Annotated in this window: 15 protein-coding genes; 7 read left to right on the top strand and 8 right to left on the bottom strand. The window is 59.1% G+C overall.

Going from position 1 to position 14518, the window contains the following annotated elements:
- The first annotated feature begins 42 nt into the window (after nt 1-42).
- A complete protein-coding gene (gene trpE, locus QMK51_RS03045; protein ID WP_258698811.1) occupies nt 43-1524 on the top strand; it encodes an anthranilate synthase component I in 1482 nt (493 codons plus the stop codon).
- A 183-nt stretch (nt 1525-1707) separates the two neighbouring features.
- Here trpE and estP read toward each other — a convergent pair whose 3' ends face one another.
- Nucleotides 1708-3615: an esterase EstP gene (gene estP, locus QMK51_RS03050; protein WP_320393140.1), complete on the bottom strand. Its 1908-nt coding sequence runs from the start codon at nt 3613-3615 to the stop codon at nt 1708-1710.
- 409 nt (nt 3616-4024) lie between these two features.
- Between estP and QMK51_RS03055 the strand changes: the two genes are divergently transcribed.
- The 4 genes from QMK51_RS03055 (at nt 4025) to QMK51_RS03070 (ending at nt 7354) form a co-directional block, all read left to right on the top strand.
- The gene (locus QMK51_RS03055) at nt 4025-4618 is read left to right on the top strand and encodes an aminodeoxychorismate/anthranilate synthase component II (RefSeq protein ID WP_008067458.1); all 594 of its coding nucleotides are present in this window, start codon (nt 4025-4027) and stop codon (nt 4616-4618) included.
- Between the two features lie 9 nt (nt 4619-4627).
- Entirely contained in the window at nt 4628-5677 is a 1050-nt protein-coding gene (gene trpD, locus QMK51_RS03060; protein WP_258698813.1) for an anthranilate phosphoribosyltransferase, read from the top strand.
- The gene (trpC, locus tag QMK51_RS03065; protein WP_320393141.1) at nt 5674-6510 is read left to right on the top strand and encodes an indole-3-glycerol phosphate synthase TrpC; all 837 of its coding nucleotides are present in this window, start codon (nt 5674-5676) and stop codon (nt 6508-6510) included. The genes trpD and trpC overlap by 4 nt, the downstream gene beginning before the upstream one ends.
- Before the next feature lie 145 nt (nt 6511-6655).
- On the top strand, nt 6656-7354 hold the full coding sequence (locus QMK51_RS03070; protein WP_320393142.1) for a lipoyl protein ligase domain-containing protein: 699 nt from the start codon (nt 6656-6658) through the stop codon (nt 7352-7354).
- A gap of 48 nt (nt 7355-7402) precedes the next feature.
- Here QMK51_RS03070 and crp read toward each other — a convergent pair whose 3' ends face one another.
- Nucleotides 7403-8047 (bottom strand): cAMP-activated global transcriptional regulator CRP, encoded by a 645-nt coding sequence (gene crp, locus QMK51_RS03075; RefSeq protein WP_258698816.1) that lies wholly within the window; start codon nt 8045-8047, stop codon nt 7403-7405.
- A 221-nt stretch (nt 8048-8268) separates the two neighbouring features.
- On the opposite strand from crp, the gene QMK51_RS03080 reads away from it, so the two are divergent.
- Both QMK51_RS03080 and speD read left to right on the top strand, forming a co-directional pair.
- A complete protein-coding gene (locus QMK51_RS03080) occupies nt 8269-8691 on the top strand; it encodes an OsmC family protein (protein ID WP_007941657.1) in 423 nt (140 codons plus the stop codon).
- 237 nt (nt 8692-8928) lie between these two features.
- On the top strand, nt 8929-9723 hold the full coding sequence (gene speD, locus QMK51_RS03085; protein WP_258698817.1) for an adenosylmethionine decarboxylase: 795 nt from the start codon (nt 8929-8931) through the stop codon (nt 9721-9723).
- A gap of 104 nt (nt 9724-9827) precedes the next feature.
- Here the strand turns inward: speD and coq7 are convergent, their stop codons facing one another.
- The 6 genes from coq7 to hemJ all read right to left on the bottom strand — a co-directional run bounded on the left by coq7 (nt 9828) and on the right by hemJ (nt 14430).
- Nucleotides 9828-10475: a 2-polyprenyl-3-methyl-6-methoxy-1,4-benzoquinone monooxygenase gene (coq7, locus tag QMK51_RS03090; RefSeq protein ID WP_258698818.1), complete on the bottom strand. Its 648-nt coding sequence runs from the start codon at nt 10473-10475 to the stop codon at nt 9828-9830.
- 202 nt (nt 10476-10677) lie between these two features.
- Entirely contained in the window at nt 10678-11016 is a 339-nt protein-coding gene (locus QMK51_RS03095) for a histidine triad nucleotide-binding protein (RefSeq protein ID WP_007906873.1), read from the bottom strand.
- Between the two features lie 79 nt (nt 11017-11095).
- Nucleotides 11096-11884 carry an SDR family NAD(P)-dependent oxidoreductase gene (locus QMK51_RS03100; protein WP_258698819.1) on the bottom strand — a complete coding sequence of 263 codons (789 nt, stop codon included), beginning with the start codon at nt 11882-11884 and terminating at the stop codon, nt 11096-11098.
- Between the two features lie 62 nt (nt 11885-11946).
- Nucleotides 11947-12903: a DUF805 domain-containing protein gene (locus tag QMK51_RS03105; RefSeq protein WP_320393143.1), complete on the bottom strand. Its 957-nt coding sequence runs from the start codon at nt 12901-12903 to the stop codon at nt 11947-11949.
- A gap of 92 nt (nt 12904-12995) precedes the next feature.
- Entirely contained in the window at nt 12996-13964 is a 969-nt protein-coding gene (locus tag QMK51_RS03110) for a nitronate monooxygenase family protein (RefSeq protein WP_320393144.1), read from the bottom strand.
- A 34-nt stretch (nt 13965-13998) separates the two neighbouring features.
- Nucleotides 13999-14430, bottom strand: a complete 432-nt coding sequence (gene hemJ, locus QMK51_RS03115) for a protoporphyrinogen oxidase HemJ (protein WP_320393145.1) — start codon at nt 14428-14430, stop codon at nt 13999-14001.
- Nucleotides 14431-14518 lie beyond the last annotated feature (88 nt).

Raw genomic sequence — 14518 nt, forward strand, 5'->3', positions numbered from 1 at the left:
TTGCATACCTGACCGTTAGACCCTCAAGCCACGAGGCACCTCATGATCCGCGAAGAATTCCTGCGTTTGGCCGCTGCCGGCTACAACCGCATACCGCTTGCCTGCGAAACCCTGGCCGACTTCGACACGCCGCTGTCGATCTACCTGAAACTGGCCGACGAGCCCAACTCCTATCTGCTGGAATCGGTGCAGGGCGGCGAGAAGTGGGGCCGTTATTCGATCATCGGCCTGCCGTGCCGTACCGTGCTGCGGGTTCATGATCACCACGTCAGCGTGACCCACGACGGCGTCGAGATCGAAAGTCACGATGTTGAAGACCCGCTGGCCTTCGTCGAAGCCTTCAAGGCGCGCTATAACGTGCCGACCATCGCCGGTCTGCCACGCTTCAATGGCGGTCTGGTGGGTTACTTCGGTTATGACTGCGTACGTTATGTGGAGAAGCGTCTGGGCAAATGCCCGAACCCGGATCCGCTGGGCGTGCCGGACATTCTGCTGATGGTCTCCGACGCGGTAGTGGTGTTCGACAACCTCGCCGGCAAGATGCACGCGATTGTCCTGGCCGATCCGTCGCAGGAAGACGCCTTCGAGCAAGGGCAAGCGCGTCTGCAAGCGCTGCTGGAACAACTCCGTCAGCCGATCACCCCACGCCGTGGCCTGGACTTCAGCAAGCAGCAATCGGCTGATCCGGTGTTCCGTTCGAGTTTCACCCAGAGCGATTACGAAAAAGCCGTCGACACCATCAAGGAATACATCCTGGCCGGTGACTGCATGCAGGTCGTGCCGTCCCAGCGTATGTCGATCGACTTCAAGGCTGCGCCTATCGACCTGTACCGGGCGCTGCGCTGCTTCAACCCGACGCCTTACATGTACTTCTTCAACTTCGGTGACTTCCACGTCGTCGGCAGTTCGCCGGAAGTGCTGGTGCGGGTCGAAGACAACCTGATCACCGTGCGCCCGATCGCCGGCACCCGTCCTCGGGGCGCCAACGAAGAGGCTGATCTGGCGCTGGAAAAAGACCTGCTGTCGGACGACAAGGAAATCGCCGAGCACTTGATGCTGATCGATCTGGGCCGCAACGATACGGGGCGTGTCTCGGAAATCGGTTCGGTGAAACTCACCGAGAAGATGGTCATCGAGCGTTATTCCAACGTGATGCACATCGTGTCCAACGTCACCGGCCAATTGAAGGCCGGGCTGACAGCGATGGACGCACTGCGGGCGATCCTGCCGGCCGGCACCTTGTCTGGCGCGCCGAAGATTCGCGCGATGGAGATCATCGACGAGCTGGAACCGGTCAAGCGTGGCGTCTACGGCGGCGCGGTCGGTTACTTCGCCTGGAACGGCAACATGGACACCGCGATTGCGATCCGTACCGCGGTGATCAAGAACGGCGAACTGCACGTACAGGCCGGTGGCGGCATCGTCGCCGACTCGGTGCCGGCACTGGAATGGGAAGAAACCCTGAACAAGCGTCGCGCCATGTTCCGCGCCGTGGCCCTGGCCGAGCAGACGCCGGACCAGTGATCCATAAAAAAACGCGGCGCCTGTGAGGGCGCCGCGTTTTTTTGTGCCTGCCATTTCCCCCGTAGGAGCTGCCGAAGGCTGCGATCTTTTGATCTTGTACCTCGGTCGCTCCCAATGCCGCCAAAAGATCGCAGGCTGCGCCAGCTCCTACACGAGCCGATGCGTCCTTTGGCGTGTGAAGGGTCAGAAGTCCAGCGTTACCCCAACGTTGATGCCCTGCTGGGTAAAGTCATCATCCTTGCGCAAGGTATAGCCGCCACGCAGCGCCAGGTCGGCAGTCAATTTGTGGCTGACCCCCAGGCTTAAGCGGTTGAGATGGCTTTGCGGCGTGTAGCCCTGGAGATTGAAGTCCAGGGACGGCAGGCTGTTGAGGGCGATGTTGACCTTCTGAACGTCATCTTCGTACTCGCGCTCATGGGCATATTCGCCAAACACCTGGGTCTGACGGGTGAAGTTGTATTTGCCTTGCAAACCGATGCCCAGACGTTTCGAGTCTCGGGTCTGATCATCAAAGGTCAGCGCGGTGGAGCGGTTGCTGTTCTCCGAGTAACCGTCGACTTCCACCTTTGCGTAATCGGCGCTGATGAACGGTGACAGGTGCCATTCGCTGCCCGGTTGGGCAATGTCGTAGCCAAGGCGAGTGCTGAAGGCCCAGAGATGGCCGTCGGTATCACCTTTTTCCGCCCCTTCGCTGACACCCAGGTCGAATTTGCGCTTGAGGTTGTCGTAATCCAGCTTGCCACCGGTCAATGCGGCATCGGCCCACCAGCGATTTTGCTGGAACTGGGCGAAGGCGGTCGCCAGGTAGCTGTTGAGTTTGTAGTCCGAATCGTTGTTGCCCGCTTCGAGGTTCTGACGATAGAAGCCGGCTGCCACGCCGACGCGCCAGGCTTCATTCAGGCGATAGCTGCCACCGATATTCAGGTTGTAGCCGCTGCCATCGGCACTGGCGCCGCTGCTTTGGCTATCGACATCCAGGTGCTGACCGCCGCCGGCGACAATCGCGCGCCATTGGCCGACGGCCTGCCAGTTCTCCCAGTCGGATTGCCACTGGCTACGCAGTTCATCCTGGTGGGCGCGTAAGGTGGCGTGGGCCATTTCCGGCAACAGCGTCAGCTCCCAAGGTGCTGACAGCAAGGAATAGGCGTAATCGGATATCAGTTTTTGCCCGGCTTCAGTGGGGTGGACCGAGTCGTTGTAAATCAGCTTGCTCGGGTCCGGGGTAGCGCTGTTGATGCCATAGACAGCATTTTCCGTACAGCTGTTACCGCTGAAGCAGGTGGCTGTCAGGTTCTGGCCAGAGGCGAGGCCGAAGCGCGTCGGGTCGGCGACTGCTTCCTGCAACAGCAGTGGAATGTTCAGCGGAATGATTTCGGCGTTGATCCCCGCGAGGCGGGTGACCAACTGCTGATTAAAGTCGGTACTCAGCTGTGAGATCGAGGCTTGTAATGAGGTGCCATTGACGGCGGGAGTCAGTCCCAGATCGGGCAGCAGCCAGACCACGATGTATTTGGCGCCGGCGCTTTGCAGAGTCTGCACGCTGTCGGCCAGTCGATTCGCCGCGGCGTTAGCCTGGGCGGTATTGAGCACGAGGCCCTGAAGGAAATCGTTGCCGCCCCCGGAAATGTAATACAGCGCATTTGGATCGGCGCGGAAGTTGTTCGTTGGCAAATAACCTGCCCGAGTACGTTCGCCCGTGGCGGATTCGCTGGTGATCGAGTCCAGAATCTGGTCGGTACGGTAACCGCCGACGGCCCAGTTGTTGCCGTCCGCCAGCCCTTGGTTGGCTCGCGCAGCCGAGGTTGAAGCGGCTGTCTGGTCAGAGGTGAATCCGAATCGTCCACCCAGCAGTTGCGTGGAGTTCAGCGAGCGTAATTCACCACTGCCATCCAGGTAGAGCGGCCCGGTCCGGTTGGTAAAACGCTCTGTCGCACCGGCAGGGCCACCCGAGTCGGTAAGCTGCCCGGCATCGTTGAGGCTGTCGCCGAAAACAACGAAATTCGAATAAGGATTGGGCGCGGCAATCGCTTGGGCGCAGGCCATGGTGAGCAGGCAGCCGGCAAGCGGTACAAACAATCTCTGTTTGATCATGAGCAAGTCCATTTATTTATTGTTGTGGTAAACGAAACGACAGTACCAAAAACTTTCGGCCGTTTGCCATCCGTCGCGAACCCTTCGATTGTTTCACGAGCTGTCGCCCCGGCCTTATTGCACGCTCTGCCCAGCTAAGTTACTGTGCCCAGACGTATGAATGAGACCTTCCCCGTGTTGATCGTCAGCAAACTCCTGGATCAAGTCATCAAGGCACACGCCCGTTGGCGTTGGCGCGCCTGAATCTTTTCTGCCGGCCTGGCCGGACCTGTACCGCTTTGCCTTCTTTACCTGTATGAAATGCCGCTTTGCTGGCGCCACTCCAGCACCTGACAAAGCGCAGTGCGCTGCGGGTAAATCATTCGAAGGCCGTATTAAAAGTCAGTGAATTCAAGAGGTTCTTAACGCCATGTTGCTGATGATCGATAACTACGACTCTTTTACTTACAACGTTGTGCAATACCTTGGTGAGCTGGGCTCCGAGGTCAAAGTCGTGCGCAACGATGAGCTCACCATTGCCGAAATCGAAGCCCTCAACCCTGAGCGCATCGTCGTGTCTCCCGGTCCTTGCACCCCGACCGAAGCCGGTATATCCATCGAAGCGATCAAGCACTTTGCCGGCAAGCTGCCGATTCTCGGCGTTTGCCTGGGGCACCAGTCCATCGGCCAAGCCTTTGGTGGCGATGTGGTCCGTGCCCGTCAAGTCATGCACGGTAAGACCAGTCCGGTGTTTCACGAGGACAAGGGTGTGTTCGAAGGCCTGAATCGCCCGCTGACGGTCACCCGCTATCACTCGCTGATCGTCAAGCGCGAGACCCTGCCCGATTGCCTGGAGCTGACCGCCTGGACCCAGCTCGAAGACGGCTCGGTGGACGAGATCATGGGGCTGCGCCACAAGACACTGAATATTGAAGGTGTGCAATTCCACCCTGAGTCTATCCTCACCGAGCAGGGCCACGAGCTGTTCGCCAACTTCCTCAAACAAACCGGCGGCACGCGCTAAGGACTTTCCATGGATATCAAGACAGCCCTGAGCCGTATTGTCGGCCACCTCGACCTCAGTACCGATGAGATGCGCGATGTCATGCGCGAAATCATGACCGGGCAATGCACGGATGCGCAGATCGGCGCGTTCATGATGGCCATGCGCATGAAGAGCGAAAGCATCGACGAGATCGTCGGTGCCGTGACGGCGATGCGCGAGCTGGCGGACAAGGTCGAACTCAACACCCTCGATGGCGTGGTCGATGTGGTCGGTACCGGCGGCGACGGGGCGAACATTTTCAACGTCTCCACTGCGTCGTCGTTTGTCGTCGCCGCGGCCGGTTGCACCGTGGCCAAGCACGGTAACCGTGCGGTGTCGGGCAAAAGCGGCAGCGCGGATCTGCTGGAGGCGGCGGGTATCTACTTGAACCTGACCCCGGTCCAGGTGGCGCGCTGCATTGATAACGTCGGCATCGGTTTCATGTTTGCCCAGACCCACCACAGCGCCATGAAGCACGCTGCCGGCCCGCGCCGCGAGCTGGGCCTGCGCACCTTGTTCAACATGCTCGGCCCGCTTACGAATCCGGCCGGTGTGAAACATCAGGTGGTGGGGGTGTTCAGTCAGGCGTTGTGCCGGCCATTGGCCGAGGTCTTGCAGCGCCTGGGCAGTAAGCACGTGCTGGTGGTGCACTCGAAGGATGGCCTGGATGAATTCAGTCTGGCGGCACCGACCTTTGTGGCTGAATTGAAGAATGATCAGATCACCGAGTATTGGGTCGAACCCGAAGACCTGGGGATGAAGAGCCAGAGCCTGCACGGTCTGGCGGTGGAAAGCCCGGCGGCCTCCCTTGAGCTGATTCGCGATGCCCTGGGCAAGCGCAAGACCGAGAGCGGTCAGAAAGCGGCCGAGATGATCGTGCTCAATGCCGGTGCCGCGCTGTACGCCGCCGACCATGCCAGCAGTTTGAAAGAAGGCGTTGCCCTGGCGCACGATGCGCTGCACACAGGCCTCGCTCGGGAAAAGCTTGAGGAATTGGGTGCATTTACCGCGGTATTCAAAGTGGAGAATGAGGGATGAGTATACCGACGGTTCTGGAAAAAATTCTGGCCCGCAAAGTTCAGGAAGTCGCCGAGCGTAGCGCCCGCGTAAGCCTGGCCGAACTGGAAACCTTGGCCAAGGCAGCCGATGCAACCCGGGGGTTCGCCAAGGCAATGATCGCTCAGGCCAAGCTCAAGCAGCCGGCGGTCATTGCTGAAATCAAGAAAGCTTCACCGAGCAAGGGCGTGATTCGCGAGAACTTCGTGCCTGCCGATATCGCCAGGAGTTACGAAAAGGGCGGTGCCACTTGCCTGTCGGTGCTCACCGACATCGATTTCTTCCAGGGCGCCGATGTGTATCTGCAACAGGCCCGGGCGGCGTGCAAGCTGCCGGTGATCCGCAAGGATTTCATGATCGATCCGTACCAGATCGTCGAGTCTCGTGCCTTGGGTGCTGACTGCGTGCTGTTGATTGTCTCTGCTCTGGACGACGTGAAAATGGCCGAGCTGGCGGCCGTGGCCAAAAGCGTCGGCCTCGATGTGCTGGTGGAAGTCCACGATGGCGACGAGCTGGAGCGGGCCTTGAAAACCCTCGACACGCCGCTGGTGGGCGTGAACAACCGCAACCTGCACACCTTCGATGTCAGCCTGGAAACCACCCTCGACCTGTTGCCACGTATTCCCCGCGATCGTCTGGTGGTTACCGAAAGCGGCATTCTTAACCGGGCCGATGTCGAGCTGATGGAAATCAGCGATGTGTATGCGTTCCTGGTCGGCGAAGCGTTCATGCGCGCCGAAAGCCCGGGTTCCGAACTGCAGCGCTTGTTCTTTCCCGAGCGGGGCACTCCAGTGAGCGGTTCTACGCTCGACTGATTACACGCAGACCGAGTCGACCCCATCGCGAGCAGGCTCGCTCCCACAAGAGATCTACTAACATCAGAGATCCAATGTGGGAGCGAGCCTGCTCGCAATGGCGGCATAAGTAGCGCCACGGACTTCATGCCCAACGGAATACCTTATGACCTCACCAACCCTACTGACCATCGAAGCCGGCCTGCTCGCCGAACAGGACCTGTTGGCCCATGTGTGCGCCGGTGAGTCGGAGTTCGGCCTGCTGTTTTGGCAACCCACTGACCGCGCGCTGGTCATGCCCCGGCGCTTGAATCGTCTGCCACTGTTCGACGCCGCATGCGAAATATCCGCGGCCGCCGGTTGGCCGGTACTGCTGCGCGAAACCGGCGGTGAGCCGGTGCCGCAATCGGCGTCCACCCTCAACATCGCTCTGGTCTATGCGCCACCGCGCAGCGAAGGTGACCAGAATCGGATCGAGACCGCCTATCGCCGACTCTGCGACCCGATTTGTCAGCTGCTTGATGAGTTGGGCGGCGTGTCGTCCTTGGGCGAAATTGAGGGCGCGTTCTGTGACGGCCGTTTCAACGTCAACCTCGATGGTCGCAAGATGGTCGGCACGGCTCAACGCTGGCGCCAGAGCAAAGGCGGTCAGCGTCCGGTCGGCCTGGTGCATGGGGCGATGTTGATCGATAACGAACGAGACTCGATGGTCGCGGCAGTCAATCGCTTTAACGAAGCCTGCGGCCTGGACCAGCGGGTTCGCGCTGAAAGCCACATCGCCCTGCATGAAAAGTTTGCCGCTCCTGATGCGCTGGAACGGCTCGATGCCTTGTATCGCCAGTTGGCGGAAATGCTCGGGGCCTAAGTTTCGGAGCTTAAGCTTTCTGAGCTTTTCGAACTTAAGTTTCCGAGCTTAGCGCGTACCGAAGACCACCATGGTCTTGCCTTTGACGTCGACCAGGTTGCGTTCCTCCAGATCCTTGAGCACGCGGCCGACCATCTCACGGGAACAACCGACAATCCGGCCGATTTCCTGACGGGTCACTTTGATCTGCATGCCGTCCGGGTGAGTCATGGCGTCTGGCTGTTTGCACAGCTCCAGCAGGCAGCGCGCAACGCGCCCGGTCACGTCGAAGAACGCCAGGTCGCCGACCTTACGCGTGGTATTGCGCAGTCGTTGTGCGATTTGTCCGCTGAGCACGTAAAGAATGTCCGGATCCTGTTGGGACAGCTCGCGGAATTTCGCGTAGCTGATTTCCGCGACTTCACATTCGACTTTGGCGCGTACCCAGGCGCTGCGCTCCTGTTCCAGTCCGGCTTGCTCAAACAGGCCCAACTCGCCGAAAAAGTCGCCGGAATTGAGGTAGGCAATGATCATTTCACGGCCGTCGTCATCCTCAATCAGGATGGTCACCGAGCCTTTGATGATGAAGAACAGCGTGTCCGAGCGGTCGCCGGCACAGATGATGTTGCTCTTGGCGGCATAGCGACGACGCTGGCAGTGCATCAACAGCTTGTCGAGGTTCTTGATTCTGGGTGTGGGGGTAATAGCAACCATGGTTGTATCCCGAAAAGACTGCACGGTGTGTTTGTTTTTTTGTAGGGGTTGGCGCAGCACTGTGCGCCAGTGAATTGACGCCAGCTTAACAGACGCATTCCTTCAGGATTCGAGAATTTGCCCTACGCCGCAGATGGTTATGTCTTAGGAAGGCGAAGCGCTGCCAATCAAGGACCCTGTGCTAAGCTGGCGACCCTTTTTTATACAGTGGAGTCTTGGCGATGAAGGCACGCATCCAATGGGCTGGCGAAGCCATGTTCCTCGGTGAATCCGGCAGCGGTCATGTCGTGGTCATGGACGGTCCGCCCGATGCCGGCGGTCGTAATCTGGGCGTTCGGCCGATGGAGATGCTCCTGCTGGGTGTTGGCGGTTGCAGCAATTTCGATGTGGTCAGCATCCTCAAGAAGTCCCGTCAGGCCGTCGAAAGCTGCGAAGCCTTTCTCGAAGCCGAGCGTGCGACCGAAGATCCGAAGGTGTTCACCAAGATCCACATGCATTTCGTGGTCAAGGGCCGCGGGCTGAAAGAAGCTCAGGTCAAGCGCGCCATCGAGCTGTCGGCCGAGAAGTATTGCTCGGCCTCGATCATGCTCGGCGCGGCCGGCGTGGCGATTACCCACGACTACGAGATCATTGAACTCGGTTGAGTCGACATTCAACTATCATAAAAGCGGTGCAGACTCTGGCGATCCATAGCTGACGTCTGCATAATGCGCCACTTTTTTCAGGGCAGTGATCGGTCAACCGACAGGTCGCTTGCCTGAACAGACAACCAAAATCGCCATCGCGAAGAGGTGTTAACCGTCCTACGCAGGTGCGTCGTTCGCATCTGACGGGCATGCTTGATCACGCGGCCAGCCCGCATACATAGAGAGTTTTTAACGGTGAAAAGCAAACTCAAGCTCCACGGGTTCAATAACCTGACAAAGACCTTGAGCTTCAACATCTATGACATCTGCTACGCGGAAACCCCGCAAGACCAACAGGCTTACGTCGAGTACATCAATAAAGAGTACAACGCCAAGCGCCTGACGCAGATCCTCACAGAAGTTGTCGATATCATTGGTGCCAACATCCTGAACATCGCCAGTCAGGACTATGAACCCCAAGGCGCCAGCGTCACGATTCTGATCTCTGAAGAGCCGGTGACCCCGACCGACAGTCAGATCGAAGAGTCTCCGGGCCCGTTGCCCGAAATCATCCTGGCCCACCTCGACAAGAGCCACATCACGGTGCACACCTACCCGGAAATCCATCCGGTGGACGGTATCGCGACGTTCCGTGTGGACATCGACGTGTCGACCTGTGGCGTCATTTCACCGCTCAAGGCGCTCAACTTCCTGATTCACCAGTTCGATTCGGATATCGTGACTGTGGATTACCGTGTGCGCGGCTTCACCCGTGACGTTGAAGGCAAGAAACACTTCATCGACCACGAGATCAACTCGATCCAGAACTACTTGTCCGAAGACACCCGCGACGCGTACCAGATGACCGACGTGAATGTGTACCAGGAAAACCTGTTCCACACCAAAATGCTGTTGAAGAACTTCGAACTGGATAACTACCTGTTCGGCGACGCCACCAACAACCTGTCCTCTGAGCAACGTGCCCAGGTGACTGAGCGTGTGAAACACGAAATGCTTGAAATCTTCTACGCACGTAACATGCCGAGCTAAGATTTTCGGGTACGAAAAAGGCGACTACCTTGCGGCAGTCGCCTTTTTTATTGCTGTCTGTCAGATAGACCGTGTGATGGCCTTCGCGAGCTGACGACGCTGCGTCAGATCCGATAAGTGCTCTTGGTCATGACCTTGGCCAACAGGCTCATCCCGAACTTCACCGGTGTCGGGAAGCGGAACCCCCCAGCATCGAGCGCGCTTTCAGCGTGGTGTTCTTCATCGATGCGCATCTGCTCAAGGATCGCACGGGATTTTTCGTCCTCGGCGGGCAGTTGCTCAAGGTGTTCGTTCAGGTGTTTGCAGACCTGATGCTCGGTGGCGGCAACGAAGCCCAGGCTGACTTTATCGCTGATCAACCCGGCCACCGCGCCAATCCCGAATGACATTCCATAGAACAGCGGATTGAGGATGCTGGTGTGGCTGCCCAACTGGTGAATGCGTTGTTCGCACCAGACCAGGTGATCGATTTCTTCTTCGGCGGCATGTTCCATGGCGGCGCGCACTTGCGGCAGCCTGGCGGTCAGGGCCTGACCTTGATACAGCGCCTGGGCGCAGACTTCGCCGGTATGGTTGATGCGCATCAAACCGGCGACGTGCCGGGTGTCCTCGTCGCTCATTTGCGCATCCGGCTGCACGATGGCAGGCGACGGACGGTAGGGCTGACCGCTGAAGGGCAGCAAAGTACGCATCGCGGCATCGGCTTGCAGCAGAAGACGGTCAATTGGCGAGTAGTGACGTTGGGTAGTCATGCTGACCTCCGGGAAGAATCTCGGCGGCCAGTTTAACCCAATCGGCGGGGGGAGGGTTTGCGCTGGGTCATCTGTAGCGAGGGAGCTTGCTCCCGCTCGACCGCGAAGCGGTCGTAAATTCAGCCCATCGGTCGGGCTGAAAAATACGACTCATGGATTGGGGCTGCTGCACAGCCCAGCGGGAGCAAGCTCCCTCGCCACATCAGCCCGGCGGCCAGTGCATCTGGCGCTGCCCCAGCACGTGCATATGAATGTGATAAACGGTCTGCCCGCCCAATTCATTGCAGTTCATGACCACCCGGAAACCTTCTTCACAGCCCAGTTCCAGAGCCAGGCGCTGCGCGGTGAACAGAATATGCCCGGCCAGTGCCTTATCGTCCTCGGTGAGGTCGTTCAGGGTGCGAACCGGTTTCTTCGGGACCACCAGGAAGTGCACGGGGGCCTGTGGCGCGATGTCGTGGAAGGCCAGTACCTGGTCGTCCTCGTAAATGATCTTCGCCGGGATTTCCCGGTTGATGATCTTGGTGAACAGAGTATCCACAGCTGTTTTCTCCGTTGTTTGGCTGGCTTGAGTGTACGCATGGGCCCTGCCTGAGCCCAGTTTTTTACCTTGAGGGCGGTCAGCGCGGGCAGTACGCCTTGTTGACCATGCCCGCGATTGTCCGGGTCAGCCAGCGCGAGCCGAGCCGCGGCAAGAAGGCGAACCAGCGATTCAGGCGGCCGGGAATGATAATGGCGCGATTTTTCTCCAGGGCCCGTACGGTATAGAGCGCGACTTCTTCTGGACTCATTAGCCGTTTGCTCTCGCCCAGTTTGTCGGCGTCCAGTTGCGCGGTGCGGAAAAACGCTGTGCGTGTCGGACCAGGGCAGAGCACCGACACCTTGACCGCGCATTTTTTCAGTTCAACACGCAAACCTTCGGAAAAATGCAGCACATAAGCCTTGCTGGCGTAGTAAGTGCTCATCCAGGGGCCGGGATGGAACGCCGCGACCGAGGCGACGTTCAGAATCTGCCCACCGCCCTGCAAGGCCATGCTGTTACCAATGGCATGGCACAAGCGAGTGAGGGCCAGGATATTCACTTCGATCAAGTCCTGCTCGGTCATCCAGTCCTGGGCCAGGAATGGGCCGCAGGTGCCGATGCCGGCACAGTTGACCAGCAAATCGATCTGTCGGTCGCCTTCCTCCAGTTCCAGCAGAAACCCGGACAGGCGCAACGGCTCGCCCAGGTCACAGGCACGAAACAACACTTCCACACCAAAACGTTGAGTCAGTTCAATCGCAATGCTTTCCAGCTGATCACGCTGTCGGGCCACCAGAATCAGGCTGCGGCCGCGCCGGGCCAGCGCTTCGGCCATCGCCAGGCCGATGCCGCTGGAAGCGCCAGTGATCAGAGCGTAACGGGTCATGCAGTTCTCCATCGCAACGGCTCCGCGCCGGCGACGCAGGTGTCACGGGCGGGGAGCGCTGTTCATTCTTTCGCAGAGTCTACAGGGGGCTCGGCTGCTTCGGCTGCATCATCGGTTGAATCCGCTGCCGAGTCGACCTCGACGGGCGCAGCTTCGACTCCATCGGTGGTCACGGAGCTGCTTTGGTAGGCGCTATCAGTGGCGCTTTCATACTCATCCTGAATCGCCGTGAGACCTCCGGTCAGCCCGCCAACGAACATGATCGCGATAAACACCAGCCACAGCGAAGCCAGTACCCTGACCGCGTTGCTGTTGGGCGGTGGTGGTGCGCCATACCGGTTGGCAGTGTTGTTCCCCGGTACGATCATGATGACGAACGGAAAAGCGCTGCCCACGAACGGTACAAGGTTCAGCAGCCAGAGCCAGCCGGACCAACCGATATCGTGCAGGCGTTGCACACTGAACTGGATGCTGATGAACGCAAGTACCACGACCAGGATAACGGCCAGCAGACCCGCGAGAATCAGGCCGGCAGTCGAGTCGGTGCTGATGAGGGCGAAGCCGAAAACGGCGAGCACGGAACCAATGCCCAGTGTCACCAGCGTCAGCGCCATCGTCCAGGCCAGAAAGCGCAGCCGGCCGATGCGGCCATCGAAGCTGAATGCCTTGAGTGCGGCGAACTCCGGCAGTGCTTCGCCGACAGCGGCGCGGGGTGGCGCGTAGGGGGACTCTGGTTCTGCCGATAGGGGGCTGGCATGAACGTCGGCCAGGTTCAGCTCGATCGAGGGTTCGGTTTCGATTCGTGCATCGATGCCGGTTTTCGTCAGCGCCTGAAGGTAAGTCTGCGCGTCGGCGTGTGACAGGTCGCGTTTGAGTGCAACCGTGCGGCCGCTGAACAGGCGTTCGATGGCTGCGACATCGCTTTTGAACAGCTCGGCGAGATTGAGCTTCGCGGTGGTGGCGTCAACACCTGGCAGCAGAGCGCCATCGAAGACGATCTTGAAACGGTTTTCGCTCATGGCCGAGGCATCCTTGTCGCGAGAGTTTGTAATAGAAGATGTTGCAAGGTGCAGTGTAGGGCCAGCCGGGAGGGACTGGCCAAGTTTTCCTGTCAACGCGGCCAGCGTTTTGGCAGTGCAGCTGCCAGTTCCAGCGCCTTGCGGTATTCGGCGTCGAGACGTGCGACCAGTTGATCGACACTCGGCAAATCATCGATTTCTCCGACGCCCTGGCCTGCGGACCACACGGTTTTCCAGGCTTTGGCTTCATCGTTCAACGGTTTGAGCTTGGAGCCGAAGTCTACCTCGCCCTTGCGTTGCAGTGCCGCCATGTCGAAACCGGCGGCCTCCAGGCTCTGACGCATGAAGCTTGCCGGTACACCCGACACCGCTGGAGTATGGACGATGTCTGCGGCTCTGGAAGTCAGGAGCATCTCCTTATAAGCGTCAGGCGCATGACTTTCCGTGGTGCCGATAAATCGCGTGCCGAAGTAGGCCAGATCCGCACCGAGCAATTGCGCGGCAAGAATCTCGTGGCCATGGTTCAGGCAGCCGGCCAGCAGCAGGGTCTTGTCGAAGAACTGGCGAATCTCGGCAACCAGCGAGAACGGGCTCCAGGTCCCGGCGTGACCACCGGCGCCCGCAGCCACGGCGATCAAACCGTCCACGCCGGCCTCGGCCGCCTTTTCCGCGTGGCGACGGGTCGTCACGTCGTGAAACACTAGGCCGCCATAGCTGTGTACTGCGTCGACCACCTCTTTCACGGCGCCGAGGCTGGTGATCACAATCGGCACTTTGTGCTCGATGCAGATCGCCAGGTCCGCCTGCAATCGCGGGTTGCTGTTGTGGACGATCAGGTTCACCGCGTAAGGCGCGGGGTTTTCCAGTGTCGCCAGCCCTGCTTCGATTTTTTCCAGCCAGGCCTTGAATCCGCTGCTCTCACGCTGATTCAACGCGGGAAAGCTGCCCACCACGCCATTACGGCAGCAGGCGAGCACCAGCTCAGGGTTGGAAATCAGGAACATCGGCGCCGCCACTACAGGCAGACGCAAACGTTGTTCAAGCAAGGCGGGCAACGACATTGGAAGTACCCCGGGTGAGTTGTGCCTGTTGGAGTCAGAACGGTCGGACGACGACCAGAATTACGATAGCCAGCAATATCAGAACCGGCACTTCATTGAACCAGCGATAAAAGACATGGCTGCGAGTGTTTTCGCCACGGGCAAAACGTTTTACCTGTGCGCCGCACATGTGGTGGTAGCCGATCAGAATCACCACCAGGGTCAACTTGGCGTGCATCCATGCGCCTTGGCTGAAATAGGCACTCGGGTTGAGGCTGATCAGCCAGATGCCGAACACCAGGGTGGCGATCATTGCCGGCCCCATGATGCCCCGGTACAGCTTGCGCTCCATGGTGCTGAAGCGTTCCTTGCTGACGGTGTCTTCACTTTGGGCGTGATAGACGAACAGGCGCGGCAGATAGAACAGGCCGGCAAACCAGCAGACCATGCTGATGATGTGAAGCGCTTTGAGCCACAGATAAAGCATTTTTAGTTATTCCCAGGGTTCACGGTAGCGGGAATAGTAGAGGCTTGAGCCGCCACACGTCACCTTGACGGTTGTCGCAGGGCCGCGC

The sequence above is a fragment of the Pseudomonas sp. P9_31 genome, from assembly GCF_034008235.1.
Classification (GTDB): domain Bacteria; phylum Pseudomonadota; class Gammaproteobacteria; order Pseudomonadales; family Pseudomonadaceae; genus Aquipseudomonas.

Excerpts from the sequence above, each read along its gene's own strand:
- trpD (WP_258698813.1), top strand. The coding sequence starts at position 4,628 with ATGGATATCAAGACAGCCCTGAGCCGTATTGTCGGCCACCTCGACCTC.
- QMK51_RS03055 (WP_008067458.1), top strand. The coding sequence starts at position 4,025 with ATGTTGCTGATGATCGATAACTACGACTCTTTTACTTACAACGTTGTG.
- QMK51_RS03105 (WP_320393143.1), bottom strand. The coding sequence starts at position 12,903 with ATGAGCGAAAACCGTTTCAAGATCGTCTTCGATGGCGCTCTGCTGCCA.
- QMK51_RS03110 (WP_320393144.1), bottom strand. The coding sequence starts at position 13,964 with ATGTCGTTGCCCGCCTTGCTTGAACAACGTTTGCGTCTGCCTGTAGTG.
- QMK51_RS03100 (WP_258698819.1), bottom strand. The coding sequence starts at position 11,884 with ATGACCCGTTACGCTCTGATCACTGGCGCTTCCAGCGGCATCGGCCTG.
- estP (WP_320393140.1), bottom strand. The coding sequence starts at position 3,615 with ATGATCAAACAGAGATTGTTTGTACCGCTTGCCGGCTGCCTGCTCACC.
- coq7 (WP_258698818.1), bottom strand. The coding sequence starts at position 10,475 with ATGACTACCCAACGTCACTACTCGCCAATTGACCGTCTTCTGCTGCAA.
- trpC (WP_320393141.1), top strand. The coding sequence starts at position 5,674 with ATGAGTATACCGACGGTTCTGGAAAAAATTCTGGCCCGCAAAGTTCAG.
- QMK51_RS03080 (WP_007941657.1), top strand. The coding sequence starts at position 8,269 with ATGAAGGCACGCATCCAATGGGCTGGCGAAGCCATGTTCCTCGGTGAA.
- QMK51_RS03070 (WP_320393142.1), top strand. The coding sequence starts at position 6,656 with ATGACCTCACCAACCCTACTGACCATCGAAGCCGGCCTGCTCGCCGAA.
- trpE (WP_258698811.1), top strand. The coding sequence starts at position 43 with ATGATCCGCGAAGAATTCCTGCGTTTGGCCGCTGCCGGCTACAACCGC.
- crp (WP_258698816.1), bottom strand. The coding sequence starts at position 8,047 with ATGGTTGCTATTACCCCCACACCCAGAATCAAGAACCTCGACAAGCTG.
- hemJ (WP_320393145.1), bottom strand. The coding sequence starts at position 14,430 with ATGCTTTATCTGTGGCTCAAAGCGCTTCACATCATCAGCATGGTCTGC.